The 14,551-nt window shown below is 64.8% G+C and carries 15 protein-coding genes; 6 read left to right on the plus strand and 9 right to left on the minus strand.

All coding sequences use genetic code 11. The annotated features are described in order from the left end of the window. Position 1: 1 nt before the first annotated feature. The 5 genes from ACZK2G_RS10800 to ACZK2G_RS10820 all read right to left on the minus strand — a co-directional run bounded on the left by ACZK2G_RS10800 (position 2) and on the right by ACZK2G_RS10820 (position 5,478). Positions 2-1,639 (minus strand): class I SAM-dependent methyltransferase, encoded by a 1,638-nt coding sequence (locus ACZK2G_RS10800; RefSeq protein WP_478475535.1) that lies wholly within the window; start codon positions 1,637-1,639, stop codon positions 2-4. After that, on the minus strand, positions 1,636-2,403 hold the full coding sequence (locus ACZK2G_RS10805; RefSeq protein ID WP_337302465.1) for a DUF1365 domain-containing protein: 768 nt from the start codon (positions 2,401-2,403) through the stop codon (positions 1,636-1,638). The genes ACZK2G_RS10800 and ACZK2G_RS10805 overlap by 4 nt, the downstream gene beginning before the upstream one ends. Next, positions 2,400-3,677, minus strand: coding sequence for an NAD(P)/FAD-dependent oxidoreductase (locus ACZK2G_RS10810; protein WP_136639013.1), 1,278 nt, complete (start codon positions 3,675-3,677; stop codon positions 2,400-2,402). The genes ACZK2G_RS10805 and ACZK2G_RS10810 overlap by 4 nt, the downstream gene beginning before the upstream one ends. A gap of 1 nt (position 3,678) precedes the next feature. After that, positions 3,679-4,629 (minus strand): acyl-CoA desaturase, encoded by a 951-nt coding sequence (locus ACZK2G_RS10815; RefSeq protein ID WP_046982936.1) that lies wholly within the window; start codon positions 4,627-4,629, stop codon positions 3,679-3,681. Between the two features lie 81 nt (positions 4,630-4,710). Then, positions 4,711-5,478 carry a hypothetical protein gene (locus ACZK2G_RS10820; protein WP_046982937.1) on the minus strand — a complete coding sequence of 256 codons (768 nt, stop codon included), beginning with the start codon at positions 5,476-5,478 and terminating at the stop codon, positions 4,711-4,713. A 131-nt stretch (positions 5,479-5,609) separates the two neighbouring features. On the opposite strand from ACZK2G_RS10820, the gene ACZK2G_RS10825 reads away from it, so the two are divergent. Genes ACZK2G_RS10825 through ACZK2G_RS10835 form a run of 3 tightly spaced genes read left to right on the plus strand, consistent with a single transcriptional unit; the run spans position 5,610 to position 7,615 of the window. Beyond that, positions 5,610-6,233, plus strand: coding sequence for a sigma-70 family RNA polymerase sigma factor (locus tag ACZK2G_RS10825; RefSeq protein WP_046982938.1), 624 nt, complete (start codon positions 5,610-5,612; stop codon positions 6,231-6,233). After that, entirely contained in the window at positions 6,230-6,910 is a 681-nt protein-coding gene (locus ACZK2G_RS10830; protein WP_046982939.1) for a ChrR family anti-sigma-E factor, read from the plus strand. Before ACZK2G_RS10825 ends, ACZK2G_RS10830 begins: the two co-directional genes overlap by 4 nt. A gap of 21 nt (positions 6,911-6,931) precedes the next feature. Continuing rightward, positions 6,932-7,615: a Rossmann-fold NAD(P)-binding domain-containing protein gene (locus tag ACZK2G_RS10835; RefSeq protein WP_046982940.1), complete on the plus strand. Its 684-nt coding sequence runs from the start codon at positions 6,932-6,934 to the stop codon at positions 7,613-7,615. A gap of 29 nt (positions 7,616-7,644) precedes the next feature. Here the strand turns inward: ACZK2G_RS10835 and ACZK2G_RS10840 are convergent, their stop codons facing one another. From ACZK2G_RS10840 to ACZK2G_RS10850, 3 genes are all read right to left on the minus strand, one after another. Continuing rightward, the gene (locus ACZK2G_RS10840) at positions 7,645-8,130 is read right to left on the minus strand and encodes a TspO/MBR family protein (RefSeq protein WP_478475539.1); all 486 of its coding nucleotides are present in this window, start codon (positions 8,128-8,130) and stop codon (positions 7,645-7,647) included. Between the two features lie 72 nt (positions 8,131-8,202). Continuing rightward, positions 8,203-10,398: an AsmA family protein gene (locus ACZK2G_RS10845; protein WP_478475541.1), complete on the minus strand. Its 2,196-nt coding sequence runs from the start codon at positions 10,396-10,398 to the stop codon at positions 8,203-8,205. Positions 10,399-10,715: 317 nt separating this feature from the next. Next, the gene (locus tag ACZK2G_RS10850; protein ID WP_046982943.1) at positions 10,716-11,564 is read right to left on the minus strand and encodes a helix-turn-helix domain-containing protein; all 849 of its coding nucleotides are present in this window, start codon (positions 11,562-11,564) and stop codon (positions 10,716-10,718) included. An 89-nt stretch (positions 11,565-11,653) separates the two neighbouring features. Between ACZK2G_RS10850 and ACZK2G_RS10855 the strand changes: the two genes are divergently transcribed. The 3 genes from ACZK2G_RS10855 to ACZK2G_RS10865 all read left to right on the plus strand — a co-directional run bounded on the left by ACZK2G_RS10855 (position 11,654) and on the right by ACZK2G_RS10865 (position 13,307). Then, entirely contained in the window at positions 11,654-12,115 is a 462-nt protein-coding gene (locus ACZK2G_RS10855; protein WP_478475542.1) for a DUF6265 family protein, read from the plus strand. 462 nt (positions 12,116-12,577) lie between these two features. Beyond that, positions 12,578-12,727 carry a hypothetical protein gene (locus ACZK2G_RS10860; protein WP_324615445.1) on the plus strand — a complete coding sequence of 50 codons (150 nt, stop codon included), beginning with the start codon at positions 12,578-12,580 and terminating at the stop codon, positions 12,725-12,727. A gap of 253 nt (positions 12,728-12,980) precedes the next feature. Then, complete coding sequence (locus ACZK2G_RS10865) at positions 12,981-13,307, plus strand: HNH endonuclease (RefSeq protein WP_323162603.1); 327 nt, start codon at positions 12,981-12,983, stop codon at positions 13,305-13,307. Here the strand turns inward: ACZK2G_RS10865 and ACZK2G_RS10870 are convergent. Continuing rightward, positions 13,304-14,080 carry a hypothetical protein gene (locus ACZK2G_RS10870; RefSeq protein ID WP_032966761.1) on the minus strand — a complete coding sequence of 259 codons (777 nt, stop codon included), beginning with the start codon at positions 14,078-14,080 and terminating at the stop codon, positions 13,304-13,306. The two genes, ACZK2G_RS10865 and ACZK2G_RS10870, sit on opposite strands and share 4 nt — an antisense overlap. Positions 14,081-14,551 lie beyond the last annotated feature (471 nt).

Raw genomic sequence — 14,551 nt, forward strand, 5'->3', positions numbered from 1 at the left:
TTCAGTGGCCATCGCTCGCCGCCGCAATAAGCCGATGGCCCGGACGCGCCAGCAACAGATGCGACACGCCGATCGAACGCTCCAGGAAGCCCCCCTCGCAGTACGCCAGATAGAACTCCCACATACGGCAGAAGCGCGCGTCGAAGCCCTGCGCATGCACCGCAGGCAGCTGGGCGAGGAAGCGATGACGCCATGCACGCAGGGTCAGCGCGTAGGAATGGCCGAAATCCTGCTGTGCGATCAGCTGCAGGTCGCTGACCCGGGTCTTGGCCGCCATGATCGCGTTGATCGAGGGAATGAAGCTGCCCGGGAATACGTAGCGCTTGATGTAATCAACGCTGCGCCGCGCCTGTTCGTAGCGCTGGTCCTCGATGGTGATGGCCTGCAGCAGCGCCACGCCGTCCGGCTTCAGCAGGCGCTGCAGAGTGGCCATGTAGGTGTCCAGGTACTCGGCACCAATGGCTTCGATCATCTCGATCGACACCAGCTTGTCGTAGCGGCCCTGCAGGTCCCGGTAGTCCTGCATCAACAGGGTGACGCGCCCCTGCAGGCCGGCGGCCTTTACACGCTCGGTGGCCAGTGCGTGCTGCTCGGCGGAAATGGTGGTGGTGGTGACGTGACAGCCATAGTGCTGGGCTGCATGCACGGCGAAACCGCCCCAGCCGGTGCCGATCTCGACCACGTGGTCGCCGGGCTTGAGCCGCAGCTGCTGGCAGATACGGTCCAGCTTGCGTCGCGATGCCGTCTCCAGCGATTCACTGTCATCGCCGAAGAGTGCCGAGGAGTACATCAGGTCCGGCGACAGGAACAACGCGAAGAAATCGTTGCCGAGGTCGTAGTGCGCCGCGATGTTGCGACGACTGCCTTCGCGGCTGTTGCGGCGCAGGCGATTCCAGCCGCGCAGCAGCCAGCCGCCCACGCGGGCGGGGCCGTCGGCCTTTACACGCTCGGTGGCCAGTGCGTGCTGCTCGGCGGAAATGGTGGTGGTGGTGACGTGACAGCCATAGTGCTGGGCTGCATGCACGGCGAAACCGCCCCAGCCGGTGCCGATCTCGACCACGTGGTCGCCGGGCTTGAGCCGCAGCTGCTGGCAGATACGGTCCAGCTTGCGTCGCGATGCCGTCTCCAGCGATTCACTGTCATCGCCGAAGAGTGCCGAGGAGTACATCAGGTCCGGCGACAGGAACAACGCGAAGAAATCGTTGCCGAGGTCGTAGTGCGCCGCGATGTTGCGACGACTGCCTTCGCGGCTGTTGCGGCGCAGGCGATTCCAGCCGCGCAGCAGCCAGCCGCCCACGCGGGCGGGGCCGTGCTCCATGCTGTCAAGCAGATCGCGGTTGCGTACCAGTAGCCGCACCAGGGCCACCAGATCATCGCAGTGCCAGTCGCCGTGGATGTAGCTCTCGCCAGCGCCGACGCTGCCCTGTGCAGCCACTTTTCGATAGAACGCGGGATCGTCGATGGTGACCGTGACCTGCAGCTCGCCGCGGGCTTCACCCAGCCAGACCTCACCCAGCGCATCGCGCACGCACAGACGGCCGTCGCGCAGGGGCGCCAGCTGCGCCAGCAGGCGCCTACGCAGGAAAACGTCGAGCGTGCCCGGCTGTGGCAGGGCTACCGAGGGATTCATCTCGTTCATCGTGGTTTCTCGGCAAGGGAGGGGTGGTCGTGGACCGGGTTACGCTTCAGCCACAGGCGCAGCGCATGCCAATGGATGGCGGCCACCACCTGGGTGGTCATCAGCGGATAACAGGCGAGGACGCGCGCAAGGCCGCGTCCGTCCAGCGGGCGCCGCTGCATGGACTGAGTGGCATCGAACTGTCGCACGCCGTCACGCCACACCTGCATGTGCACGCGCAGGTCCTCGCCGGGCGCGTTGAACCGCCAGTCATAGCGGCAATCCATCGCCATGAATGGCGAGACGTGGAAGCATTTGTCGAACTGCCAGCGTAGTGACGCGCCCTCATGGAGCGCGGTCGATGCCGGCAGCACGTATGCGTGGCGTTCCTTCCACGGGGTATTGGTGATGTCGGCGACAATGCAGTCCAGCGTGCTGCCGTCAGCCTGGTAGCAGTAGTAGAAGCTGACCGGGTTGAAAACGTGGCCGGCAAAGCGCAGATGGGTCAGCAGGCGCACGGGCCCGCAGGGGCGGTGGCCGAGGGTGTTGGCGGCGTGGTCGCGCACGGCATCGGCGAGTGGTTGCGCGGGATCACCGAAGTAGTCGCTGCGGCGGAACTCGGCCAGGTTGCGCCGGTTGACCGACCACAGCCAGCGTCGTGCGAACACGGTCTCCAGCTCATCAAGATCCAGCAGCAGCTGTGCGACCGGATAGCGGAAGGCATGCGGATGCGGGTGGTGGCGCCGATGCACCACCTGCCCGAAATAGAGTGCGCTGGCGCTCACGCGGCGACCTCGCCGAACGCCGGTGCCAATCGATGCGGCTCGCAGGCACGCAGTGCGTCGACCACGCGGTGGGCACTGCGGATGCCGTCCTCATGGAAGCCCCAGCCCCAATAGGCGCCGGCGAACCATGTATGGCGCCGGCCCTGTAGTTCGCCCCAGCGCTGCTGCGCGCGTACTGCGGCATGGTCATGCACCGGGTGCGCGTAACGCAGCGTACGCAGCACCTTGGCCGGTTCGATCGCCTCGCTGCGGTTGAGGGTCACTACCAGCGGAGTGTCACCGGGCAGGCCCTGCAGCAGGTTCATGCAGTAACTGACCGTGCACGGCGCCGCGGGGTCGCGCGGCACGTGCGCGTTCCAGGCGGCCCAGGCCTTGCGATCGCGTGGCAGCAGCGATGCATCGGTGTGCAGCACGGCTTCGTTGGGTTGGTAGCGGATGGCACCAAGCACCTCGCGCTCGATGGCATCGGCGTCACCCAGCAGCGCCAGTGCCTGGTCGCTATGGCAGGCCAGGATCACCTCGTCGAAGCCTTCCACGCCGGCCGCACTGTGCACCCGCGCGCCCCAGGGCGTGCGCTCGACCGAATGCACCGGGCACTCCAGTCGTTCGCGCACCTGCCAACGGGCGCGCAAGGCTTCGACATAGCGCGCTGAGCCGCCTTTGACCACCCGCCACGTCGAACGCCCGGTCATCTGCAGCATCTGGTGATTGGCCATGAACTGGGCCAGATAGCGGGCCGGGAAGTCCATCACGGTAGCGGTTGGCGAAGACCACAGTGCCGAGGCCATAGGCAGCAGGTGCTCTTCGATGAAAGCCTCGCCATAGCGCTGGTCGCGCAGGTACTGACCGAGCGTCGGACCCTGGTCTTCCGCCAACAGCAGCGGCGCGTCGCGGTAGAAGCGGCGCAGGTCGGCCAGCATGCCCCAGAAGCGTGGCGACAGCAGGTTGCGGCGCTGGCAGAACAGGCCGTCCAGCGAGGTGGCGTTGTATTCCACGCCGCTGCGCTCGCTGTGCATTGAAAAGCTCATCGTGGTCGGCTGCGAGGCCACGCCCAGCTCATCGAACAAGGCGGTGAGCAGCGGATAGTGCCGCGGGTTGAAGACGATGAAGCCGGTATCCACGGCCATGCGCCGGCCGCCCACCTGCACGTCATGGGTGTGGGTATGGCCGCCCAGGTAGTCATTGGCTTCAAACAGCGTGACTTCATGTTCGCCGTGCAGCCACCAGGCGCTGGCCAGGCCTGCAATGCCGGAGCCGATGATCGCGATGCGCATGTCAGTACCTCGCCTTGGCCAGTACCCATTCGGGAATCGGCTTGAGTCCTTTGACCAGGCCGACCGCGGACATCGCACGCAGCCCGTACCAGGTCAGGTCGATCTCCCACCAGCGGAAGCCCTGGCGGACCGTGCCTGGGAAGAAGTGGTGATTGTTGTGCCAGCCTTCGCCGAAGGTGAGCAGTGCCAGCCAGAGATTGTTGCGGCTGTCGTCGCGGGTTTCGAAGCGGCGGCGCCCGAACCGGTGCGCCAGTGAATTGATGGTGACCGTGGCATGGAACAGCACCACGGTGGAGATGAAGAAGCCCCATACCAGCAGCTGCGGTCCGGAGGTGTGCAGTGCGGGTACCCAGCGTTCAAGCGCGGCACCCAGTGCATAGAGGCCGGCGGCCAGCAGCACCGGCACCGCGGTATCGAAACGGTCCAGCCAGCGAAGTTCCGGGAAGCGGGCGAGATCGGGCACCCGCGAAAGATCGGTGGCGAAGGCTTCACGGGTCAGGAACCAGCCCATGTGGCTGCGCCAGAAACCCCCTTCGCGGGGTGAGTGCGGGTCCAGGGGTTGGTCGGCATGGCGATGGTGGTGGCGGTGATGGGCGGCCCACCACAGCGGCCCGCGCTGCACGCTGGCGGCACCGATCACCGCAAACGCGAACTGCACTGGTCGCGACGCCTGGAAGGTGCGGTGCGAGAAGTAGCGGTGGTAGAACGCGGTGATCGCGAACATCCGCACTGCGTAGAGTGCAACGGCCACGATCACCGCGATCCACGAGATGCCGACCCAGATCACCGCCAGGCAGGCTGCGTGCATCAATGCGAATGGCACAGCGCGCAACCAATCAATGCGGCCCGGCTGGCCCGCGCCGGCATCTGCGCCGCTGCTGGTGTCGATCCAGCGCTTCAATGTACGCAGGAGACGGTGGCGTCGGCGGGGAAGGGGCGCTACAGAAGCCATGACGGATCTCGGCTGGAGTCGTGTCTTCCTCTACGCATCAGAACACAGAATGGATGCACTGCCGTGCAGATCGTTGCCGATTCACCTGGGCGTCACGGCGCAGTCGGCAACGAGCGGTTGCGTCCAGGCCCGTTGCCACTCAGCCGCAGCGCTTTCACGCGGCGCTGATGCAAACCGCACCACCACCTGTGGGTAGCCGCCCCGCGCATCGCGAAGATTGCTGGTACCACGAAATTCCAGCAGCCGCCGGTCTGCGCTCGCATAGACAAGCGACAGGCGTGGTGCGATGCCGCCATACCAGGTGTCCAGGCTGACCTCGATGGACTGGGCATCGATACCTTGCCAGCGTAGCGATCCGCTGCGCACCACCTGTACCGGGTAGAAGCGTTGCCGCGCCGGCACCAGAAAAGGCAGCGAGACGCGTTCACCACGCATCAAGGCAGGCCAATGCAGGCGCACTGCCGCATCGAATCCGGCGTCGATCACAGCATCTGCCGGCAGGCTGAGGCGACGCTGGCGCCGAGCGGAGGCGGCCGCTTCCTTCCAGCCGACCACGACTGTTCCGCCGTCGGCCACTACCTCCGCCGCCTGGCCGCTGCGCCTGTCCTCCAGGGTGTAGCCGCGCGCCTGTGCCTGCAAGGTGGCGGGCAGGTGCTTGCGTGCGAAGGGGCGTCCATCCGGACATTGGTACAGCACCCAGCGCTCGGAGCCGTCCTGGGCGGAGCGCTGCCAGTGCAGCTCCCGATAGGCGGCAGCCCCTTGCGGCGTGGTGGCAACACCTTCGATGCGCAGCCAAGGGCTGGCCAGTGCGGTGCAGGGCAGGCAGAGCAACAGCCAGATGGTGCGCATGAGGGACAACCGGAAGGGGGGCTCAAGGCTTACGGTGCAGAGGCGCGGCTGGATGCGCAGCGCTGGCTGCATCCAAACGCTGCCCCCAGCCGTAGAGACAACAGACCTTCACCTGCCCGCCGCGAACGCAGATGTACCCTGACGCCGCCAGCCCTGCCTTCAACTTCGATAGCGTACGCATTGTGTCCAGTTCCCAGCAGCCGAGCAGCGAGCCGACGAACTGGGCCGGTGACATGGACGGTGTGGCGCGGCTGCGCGACCGCGATTGCTTCATGCGCATCTACGATCATTTCATGCCGCGCCTGTGTGTCTATCTGCGAGGTCTGGGTGCGCCCGGGGCAGTGGCCGAGGAGCTCGCGCAGGAGTGTCTGCTAAGGCTGTGGCTGCGCGCAGCCGACTACGACCCTGCGCAGGCAGCGTTGAGTACCTGGCTGTACCGTATCGCGCGAAACCTGCACATCGACCGGGTACGGCATGAGCGCAGCTGGATGCAGGTGCAGGCTGCGGTGGAGTACGCAGCGACGGCAGACGTGGTCGAGCGCAGCAGCGCCGAGCAGTTCGCCGACCAGGCCCGGCTGCGCCAGCGCATCAACGAGCTGCCTGCGGTGCAGGCGCGACTGGTCCGCATGTCCTATTTCGAGGCCAAGAGCCACGGCGAGATCGCAGAAGCGCTGGGTATGCCGCTGGGCACGGTCAAATCGCATCTGCGGCGCGCGTTCCTGCAACTGCAATCCAAGGTGGGAGGCGCGCTGTGAATCCGCACCACCACCTTCACGAATCCACCCTGATGAGCTATGCCGCGGGCGCGTTGCCGGCGCCGCTGAGCATTGTTGCCGGCACGCACCTGGAGCAGTGCCCGCAGTGCCGCCAGCGGCTGCGCGATGCCGAGGCGATCGGTTCGGCGCTGCTGGAGCAGACACAGCCGCCGCAAGGCGACGGTGATGCGCGTCGGGATGTAATGCGCGAGGCGATGTTGCGGCGCCTGACTACGGAGTCGCCGATCAGTGTTGCAGCGCCGGCGCGTCCAGTACCGCCAGAGCGGCCGGAAGCGGATCCCGATCATCTGCCGGCATCGCTGCATCCTTACTTCGGCACCTCGCTCAGTGGCCTGCGCTGGCGCTGGATGGCGCCGGGGGTGCATTGCATCCGCGCCGAACAGATGCCTTCACTGATCATGCTGAAGATCGCGCCCGGCAAATGCCTTCCCATGCACAGCCATGGCCGCAGTGAGCTCACCCAGATCCTGCGCGGCTCCTACAACGATGCCCTCGGGTTGTTCGCGCCGGGCGACGTGGCGGATCTGGATGAGGACGTGGAGCACCAGCCGGTGACCGCGCCGGGCGTGCCCTGCATCTGCGTATCTGCACTGGACGCACCGCTGGTGTTCAGCGGCTGGCTGGCGCGGAAGATCCAGCGTTTCGTGAAGCTCTAACGGGGTGCTGTGATGAGCGCGATGAAGGGAATGCGCGTGTTGCTGACCGGTGTCGCCGGGCTGGTGGGGCAGGGCGTGGCCAAGGCCTGCCAGACTTCGCCAAGGGTTGCCAGCCTGACCGCTCTGGTACGGCATCAAGGCAGCCTTGCCGTCGCCGGTGACGAGCTGGTGGTGCCGGACTTCCTGCGCATCAATGAGCAGCGCGATGATCTGGTTGGCTACGACGCCTGCCTGTACTGCGCAGGCGCGCCACCTGTGGGCACTGCCGAGGCTGAGTACCGGCGGGTGACCCTGGATACCACGCTCGCCGTCGCGCGCGCCTGGGCCGCTGCGAACCCCCGCGGTTGCTTCCTGTATGTATCTGGCGCAGGCGCGGACCCGCAAAGCCGGATCATGCCGCTGCGGATCAAGGGCGAAACCGAGCAGGCATTGCGTGCGTTACCGCTCCGGACAGTCATGCTGCGCCCTGGTGGCGTCCGCCCGGTGGCGGGCACCGGTACCCGGCATGCCCTGCTGAAACCGTTGTACTGGGGTGGTGCACCGCTGATGAAACTGGCAGGGGTGATTACCCCTGGGCTGGTGACCAGCAATCTTGCACTGGGCCAGGCGATGATCGCGCTGGCCGGCATGGGCAACCCGCCCGCGACGGTGGAGTGCGCTCAGATCAACCGGATCGCTGCTGGCGAAGGCGACCCGATGGCCTGATTTCCGCAGGCCTGCGGAAATCAGAACACTCACAGTGCCACCGGATTAGCCTGCCAGACCGAAAAGTTCAGCGCAGCGGCGAACGATATCCAAGCCAGGTAAGGCAGCAGCATCACCGCGGCACCGCGATGGATGCGCGCGAATGCAAAGATGGTGGCGCAAACAAGTACCAGCAGTACAAGAATATCGATGAAAGCGAGGGCGCCCAGCTTCCAGCCGAAGAACAGCCAGCTCCACAGTGCATTGATGGCCAGCTGCAACAGATAGAGCGACAGTGCTGGCCAGGCCCCGCGCCAGCCGCGTTCACGCCAGACCAGCCACGCTGCAGTCGCCATCATTGCGTAGAGCAGGGTCCATACCGGACCGAACACACGGGCCGGCGGCGCCCAGGAGGGAAGTACGAGGCAGGCATAGAAGCTGGCGGCTGACGTCGAGGCCCAAGCGCCCAGCGCAGCGGCGGCAAACGTGATCGCGATCCAGCCCAGCAGGCCAACACCTTGCGTGCTCCTCTTCATTGCATGCATCTCCTGAATAGGTATGCCGACGCATACGCACAAGCGCGGCAGATGGATGCGGTACGGGCACCTTCAGTCCGAAGAGCTGGCGGCGCCTGTTCCCTGGCTCGTCGGCAACAGTGAAGGCCGCTGATCGAACCACTCGCGTGCCTTGGCCAGATGCCACTGGCGATGGTCGCCATCCAGCTCGATGCCGGCGCCGAGCAGTCCCCAGCGCAGGTAGAGATCGCCACGCTTGCGCTGTTCCAGCAGATCCAGCCGCGCGCGCACCGAAAGACGATCGTTCTCGGCCTGCAGGCCGTCGATCACCAGATGACCCGGGCGCCAGCGCAGCGTGGCCCGCGCATCGACCTGCCCGGAATCCAGCAGGGACAGGGTCCAGCGCGGGTAGTCGGTGCGTTCGGCAAACAGTGCCAGCAGTGGCCGTGCGTCACTCAAGGTCAGGTCGGTGGTGGCATCCACCTGGAACGGCGATTGCGCATCGATGCGCCCGCGCTTGAAGGCGGCGCGTCCTTTCCACGCCGTAGTGCGCTCTCTGCCCGCCACCTGCACATTGCGCAGTTCCACCGTGGTTCCGGACAGATCGAAGTGGCGCTGGTTGAAGTCGCCGCGTCGAAGCGTGGCATTCACGTCGAGGTCACCGCCCATGTCCAGGCCCGCGACCTTCGCGCTGGCGTTGCGACCCTGCAGGCGCGCGGTGCCGTGGCCGACGCGGCCGTCGGTGTCGAGCGTGGCGTCACCGCTGAGGCTGCCGGTGCCGCGCAGCAGTCGCACCTGTTGAGAGCCAAGGTAACGGTTGTAGGCGGCCAGGTCCGGGATGGTCGCTTCACTGAAGCGCAGCCGCGCGCGAACGCCCTTGCGCAGTTCCTGCAGGCGGCCGTCGCCGGTAAGGTCCACGGCCAGGTCGCGCCCATCGAACAGCCGCACGTTCCTGGCATCGCTGGGGCGCGCGGTGAAGCGCGGCAGCCGGATCGCCAGCTGTGCCTGAGTGGGTGTCCCGGCCTTCAGCTCGCCATGCGCGCTGGCCGTGCCGGCCAGACGCACGCCGGCCACTTCGGCCACGGCTGCGGCCGAGGGAATATCCACGGTGCTGCCTTCGATCAGTTCACCATTGCGCAGGCGTAGATCCGCCTTCAGCGTGCCGCCGCCATCCAGCTGCAGCCACGGTTTGCGTACGAACAGGGCAGGGATCCAGTTGAGCGAGGTGAAGGTCCATTCGCCGCGCACAGTGCCGGAGCTGCGTTCCAGCAGCTGGGCAGGGTGCTGGAATGGAATCTCGCGCCCGGTGATGTGCAGGTCGGCATCGATGCCAGCGGCCGAATCCGGGCGTGGCGGCAGGCGTGCCTGCAGGCGCATGTCGTTGGCCACATTGAGCTGCAGGGCCAGCACGCCACGATCCGGCGCGCCGTCGCCGAGGTAGAGCGGAACCTGCCAGAGCGCGTGGTCACCAGGTTGCAGCTGGCCGTCCAACAGGTGGACCGCCAGTTGCAGGCGACCGGGAACCGGCGAGCTGGAGATGCGGGGCGTCTGCGCGTCCGTATCCATGCGCAGGCCCTGGCTGCGCGCGTCCACATCAAGTTGTGCATGCAGCAACTTCAATTTGGCAAGGCCAGGCGCCTGGTCGCGATAGTGGCGCGGATAGCTGAAGTGCGCTGTCAGATCCATGTCGCCCAGCAGCTGCACGCCGTCATAGCTGGTGTCTGCTTTGCTGAACGACACCTCGGAATCGAACAGTTCGGACGGGCCGCCGCGCAGCTGCTTGAGGAATCCGACCGTGCCCCGGCCCTTGCCGATGATCAGCAGCTTGCCGAGCCGTGCGCTGCGGATGCTGTCGCTATGGATGGCGTCGAAGCGCAGGGTCCAGCCCTGGTCGCTGCGTGGGGGCGACGGAATGGCGTCCTCGACGCGACTGATCTCGGCAGACACGCCTGTGGCCTGCAATCGGGGAACCCTCACTTCGCGGCGGAACAGGGGCAGCACGGCCAAGCGAGCGCTGGCACGCTCGGCGTGCAGCACGTAGACGGTGTGGTTGACGTGGCCGCGCATGTGCACGTTCCAGGCAATGACGTGGCCGGGCAGTAGCGTGATGGCCGGGCCGGTGGTCATCACGAACTTCTGCGGCTTGCGGTTGGTAACCTGGTCGAACAGCGGGGTGTTGAGGAAGATGTTGACGGCCAGCAGGTAGAGTACGTACACGCCCAGCAGGCTGTAGCCAGCGACGCGCCATCGGCGGAACCGGTGTGGAGTGCGTGCGGGAGTAGGGGGCATGTACTGCTCTAGAGGCCGGAATTTGATCAACTATTGCGGAACTGATGGCGGTGGCGCGTGAAGCAGGCACGGGCCGCAGTGCGGTTTTGCTGGTGTCCGCCTTGATTCTCACGCCAGATCTGCAGGAGTCGCATGGAGATCCGAGCCGCCATCGCGGATGACGTCGGTGCCATGTGGGCGATCTTCAAGACCGCCATTTGCCGGCAGCTTCCAGGCCGGGATCTTATGCTGCCGGCGGCGTTCCGACATCGGTAGCTGGGCCTGGTCGATGTATATGTGATGCACAGGTGTCTGTAGGACGACGTGGAGCAGGGGGCTCACAGTGAGCGACCGCCACTGGTTCCGCGCACGAAGGCGGCGGCCAGCCGCAGCGCATCGTCGCTACCGCGATCGCCCCGCAGCGCGTGGACCAGGCGGGCGGGCGTGACACCCGTCCAGCGCACCAGATCATGGGTGGCATGGGCCTGATCGCTGTAACCGTGGCGCGCAGCGGCGGAAGCGATGGTCATGGTTTCTCCATCCAATGTGCGCAGCAACGCCTGCAGGCGGCGCACACGGGCGTATTCCTTTGGTGTCATGCCCACGGCGGCCAGGAAACGGGATTGCAGGCCGCGCAGGGACATACCAAGCTGCCGTGCCAACTCGGCGATGCGCAGATCGCCCTCCGTCGCATCCAGCTCCGCAACCGCTTGTTCGACGCGCTCGTCCAGGGGGAAGCTGGCACACCGATCCCGCAGGAGCTGCCAGAGAGGCGCGGGTGTATTGGTCGCCGCGCTGGCGCGTGCGGCGGCACTGAAGATCTCGGCGAAGGAGGCATCAAGTGTGTACAGATCTGGCGCCTGGTCGCGAAGTCCAGGCAAGCAGGTGCCGGCAACCAGGGCGCTCGCGGCCGGCTGCAGCCGCACACCAACACAGAACACCGCACCAGCGGCCTGCAAACGGATAGGCCCTGACTGCTGTGCCGCGAAACAGAACGGCAGATCGGAACGGATCCGGCCATCTGCGCCATGCAGCTGCAGCGGCACGCCAAGTTCGGCCAGCAACTCGCACCGGCCATCGGGATAGATGACCTGCACGTCATTTCCGGGAGCGTCGTCCTGCAGCCACCAGATGCACTGGACGTGACGGCGGAGGTCGTCGGGGGCCGGGTGTTCGCAGTAGTCCATGCGGCATCGGACGCCATCCTGCGCGTTTTTACAAGCGCCCCAGGTGCCACGCCGCTAAGCTGCGGCCAACACATCCAGGAGGCCAGGGCATGTTGAAGTCGAAGATGGTGGTGCTGGGCGCAGGATTGGCGTTGGGAAGTGGCGCGGTCGTGGCGGCGCCGGCCGAGTTCGACTGGCTGGCCGGGCATTGGTGTGGCGGCTCCGAGGAGCGCAGGCTTGATGAGGTCTGGCTGCCCGAGGCCGGTGGCGCCTTGCTTGGCATGTCGCGCACGCTGAACCACGGCGACATGGAATCATTCGAGTACATGCGTCTGGTGTCTGCAGGCAAAGTGGCTGGCCTGCACGTGCAGCCCAATGGCGTGGCGCCGACGACATTCGTCATTGCCGACCATGGCGCAAACTGGGTGGTCTTTGAGAATCCGCAGCATGACTTCCCGAATCGCATCGAGTACCGGCGGGATGGCGAGTCATTGCAGGCGAGCATCTCTGGACCGGGCGAGGATGGGAAGCTGCTGCGGATTCCGTTTGACTATCGGCGCTGCGGAGAGTGAGTGGGAAGGCTGTCCAGGGCTGAGGTCCGGGATCTCAGGGCCGGGGAGGCTCCCGCCTGCTGGGCGGCAGTTCTGCTTTGAACATAATATACATTATGCGAAATGTCGTATCGGGCGTGATCCGGTTCGTGGGCTCCGCTTGGCAATGGCTCCGACTCTGGCTTGGCTCTTGCCTCCCTGTTGGCTCCCCCGACAAGGATGAGATTGCTGACTGCCACAACGGAAACGCCCCAGATCCCACAGCTGTCCGCCCGTATTTCCCCACAAGGACGCCCGCGATTTCCAGATCTCCCCCAAAGATGCCCTTGATTCCTGGATCCGCACCTAAGACGCCCTCGATTTCTGGCTCCACATCCAGCTCGCCCTTGAGTTCCCAACTGCGCACCTGATCGGTCAGAGCTTGTCGCCTGCACTTCCCAGTTCCGCCAGTCGCGACATTGGTCGCAAGAACAATTAGACGAGATCTCGGGCCTGAACGTGCGAACAGTTCAGCGGGTTGAGCAGGACTACAACACCGCGACTTCCCTGGGTGACGCGCCACGCCCCGCTCCACCTGCTCAAGCGCGTCGCTCGCCCCCTGACCAAGCTTTGACCTTAACTGGGCGTCGGTGACTCCCTCCCGTTCTGGTCGGCATCTGGGCCTTGTAGCGGCTCAAGCGCTGAGCTATAACGCCTTAGCCAGTCGCTATAAAGCGCCGGTGTTGTGCCCGCATAGCCAATAGGCTCCGGGTGCCCGAGGTCCACCCAATGGGGGCACGGGAATCCTTCGATTCCGGAGCCATCCATGACCGCCAAACGCCGCAGATCCCTTCGCACTTCTGCCTTCTACGCCCAATCGGGCCGTTGCTTCTATTGCGGCCTGCCGATGTGGCTCACTGCACCCTCAGAGCTCGGGCTGAAGGCCAGTAAGGCCCGAGCCTTTCAATGCACCGCCGAGCACCTGGTGGCCCAACAGGACGGGGGCAGAGACGTGTCCGGGAACGTGGTGGCCGCGCATAGCCGGTGCAACCAGGGCAGGCACCAGCGGAAGGGACCAGCCCCTTCCGCTGAAGCGTTCCGGGCGCTGGTTCAGACGCGGCTGGCAATGGGGAGATGGTGGTCCCGACTGCCATCAGGGATTGCACGTGCTTCCGTATGGCCAATTGAATTGAATCTTTGCAAGGAATCGGCAGCTGCTTGCCTGATTCGCTAGTCCACACTAGTGGCGCCCGGTTGCGGTGCTAGAACGGCGAGTCTGCTGCGAAATGGTCGCGCATTGGGCCTAACAAGGTCTGCGACCCTGTCAACACGTCCGAGAATTCCACCTGTCGCCACCTTCTCGTTCCAATATCGTTCCATCCACTCGGCTTTATCCAGGATCTTACCCGGAGCGCCTAGCAGCCTCTTGGCGATGAAATGCCGGATGAGAGCGGCCTGGCTATCGAGAATCACGACGCCCGCCCTTGGATTAGAGTCATAAGCGCTGTACGAGATCAGATAGTGGACATAGTGGCGGTCTGGCTCTTCGTCATCCCACGTCAACAGGTTGCTTAACCCCGCAGCGCGAGCATCCGATCGCACCTCTTCGCTCACGAGCACCATGGGATTGCGTGCTTCCTTACATTCCATGCGATAGGCGTCCAGCATCGCCGGTCCGAAGATCATCTGAGAATCATGATGAATGCTTCCAACTGTGAGCCCTCCACGTATCAATATATCAACCACTAGCAGGTTCTCGGCCAACATTCTGATGCAGCTCAGGATGTCGGCAAGGCCAGCAGGAGAGCGGCTGCTTGATATGACGATGCAGTCGCTGAAGTAAGTGAACAAAAGTCCTGTTGCTGGGTTGCAGCACGCTGTGTTCTTTAGTCTGTCGATGGCCTCTGCTATTTCATCAAGCTTGCTCATGTCGGCTGCCGACTCTTGGACAAGTGCGGAGAACCCGAGCATGTCGATGAAGGCGACGTACTTATCTTGGTAGAGCATGAAGAACTCCTTAGATGGTCGTGCCCATGGTGCCGAGGGCGGTTCCATTTGACCAGCGGGTGCGGGGCACGTCATAGGCCATGGAGCAATGTCAGCGACCTGGCTCGCGCACTAGTCTCGCAGAGGCTTGTTACGGCGCATCTTCGCATCGGATAGAAGCGAGCGAACGAGAGAGTTGAAGTCCATCCTGGCCCTAAAAGTTTCCTTCACCCTTGGTTAAACGAATGTCCGCTTTCGGTCAGAAGCGGACCAAAGTAGCCGGTGCTCTTCGCAGCCCGTACGCGACTTGGAGTCATATCATCAATCTGTATCAGGGCTCAGACCTAAGTGCCTGATGGTCCAATTCAGCGACACTATCCAGCTTCGGCGTCATCGCACACTTCGGGATACAGCCAGCGCGATCCGCTTATGGAACCAAACCGCACTGTGCCTTACTCTTAAGGAACATTGCCAACGGCAACCTTCGGCAAT

The organism is Stenotrophomonas sp. 107298_Sma (genome assembly GCF_056480345.1).

Bases quoted from the DNA above. Each gene is read 5' to 3' on its own strand.
- ACZK2G_RS10800 (WP_478475535.1), bottom strand. From the start codon at position 1,639: ATGAACGAGATGAATCCCTCGGTAGCCCTGCCACAGCCGGGCACGCTC.
- ACZK2G_RS10810 (WP_136639013.1), bottom strand. From the start codon at position 3,677: ATGCGCATCGCGATCATCGGCTCCGGCATTGCAGGCCTGGCCAGCGCC.
- ACZK2G_RS10815 (WP_046982936.1), bottom strand. From the start codon at position 4,629: ATGGCTTCTGTAGCGCCCCTTCCCCGCCGACGCCACCGTCTCCTGCGT.
- ACZK2G_RS10820 (WP_046982937.1), bottom strand. From the start codon at position 5,478: ATGCGCACCATCTGGCTGTTGCTCTGCCTGCCCTGCACCGCACTGGCC.
- ACZK2G_RS10825 (WP_046982938.1), top strand. From the start codon at position 5,610: ATGTACCCTGACGCCGCCAGCCCTGCCTTCAACTTCGATAGCGTACGC.
- ACZK2G_RS10835 (WP_046982940.1), top strand. From the start codon at position 6,932: ATGAAGGGAATGCGCGTGTTGCTGACCGGTGTCGCCGGGCTGGTGGGG.
- ACZK2G_RS10840 (WP_478475539.1), bottom strand. From the start codon at position 8,130: ATGAAGAGGAGCACGCAAGGTGTTGGCCTGCTGGGCTGGATCGCGATC.
- ACZK2G_RS10845 (WP_478475541.1), bottom strand. From the start codon at position 10,398: ATGCCCCCTACTCCCGCACGCACTCCACACCGGTTCCGCCGATGGCGC.
- ACZK2G_RS10850 (WP_046982943.1), bottom strand. From the start codon at position 11,564: ATGGACTACTGCGAACACCCGGCCCCCGACGACCTCCGCCGTCACGTC.
- ACZK2G_RS10855 (WP_478475542.1), top strand. From the start codon at position 11,654: ATGTTGAAGTCGAAGATGGTGGTGCTGGGCGCAGGATTGGCGTTGGGA.
- ACZK2G_RS10865 (WP_323162603.1), top strand. From the start codon at position 12,981: ATGTGGCTCACTGCACCCTCAGAGCTCGGGCTGAAGGCCAGTAAGGCC.
- ACZK2G_RS10870 (WP_032966761.1), bottom strand. From the start codon at position 14,080: ATGCTCTACCAAGATAAGTACGTCGCCTTCATCGACATGCTCGGGTTC.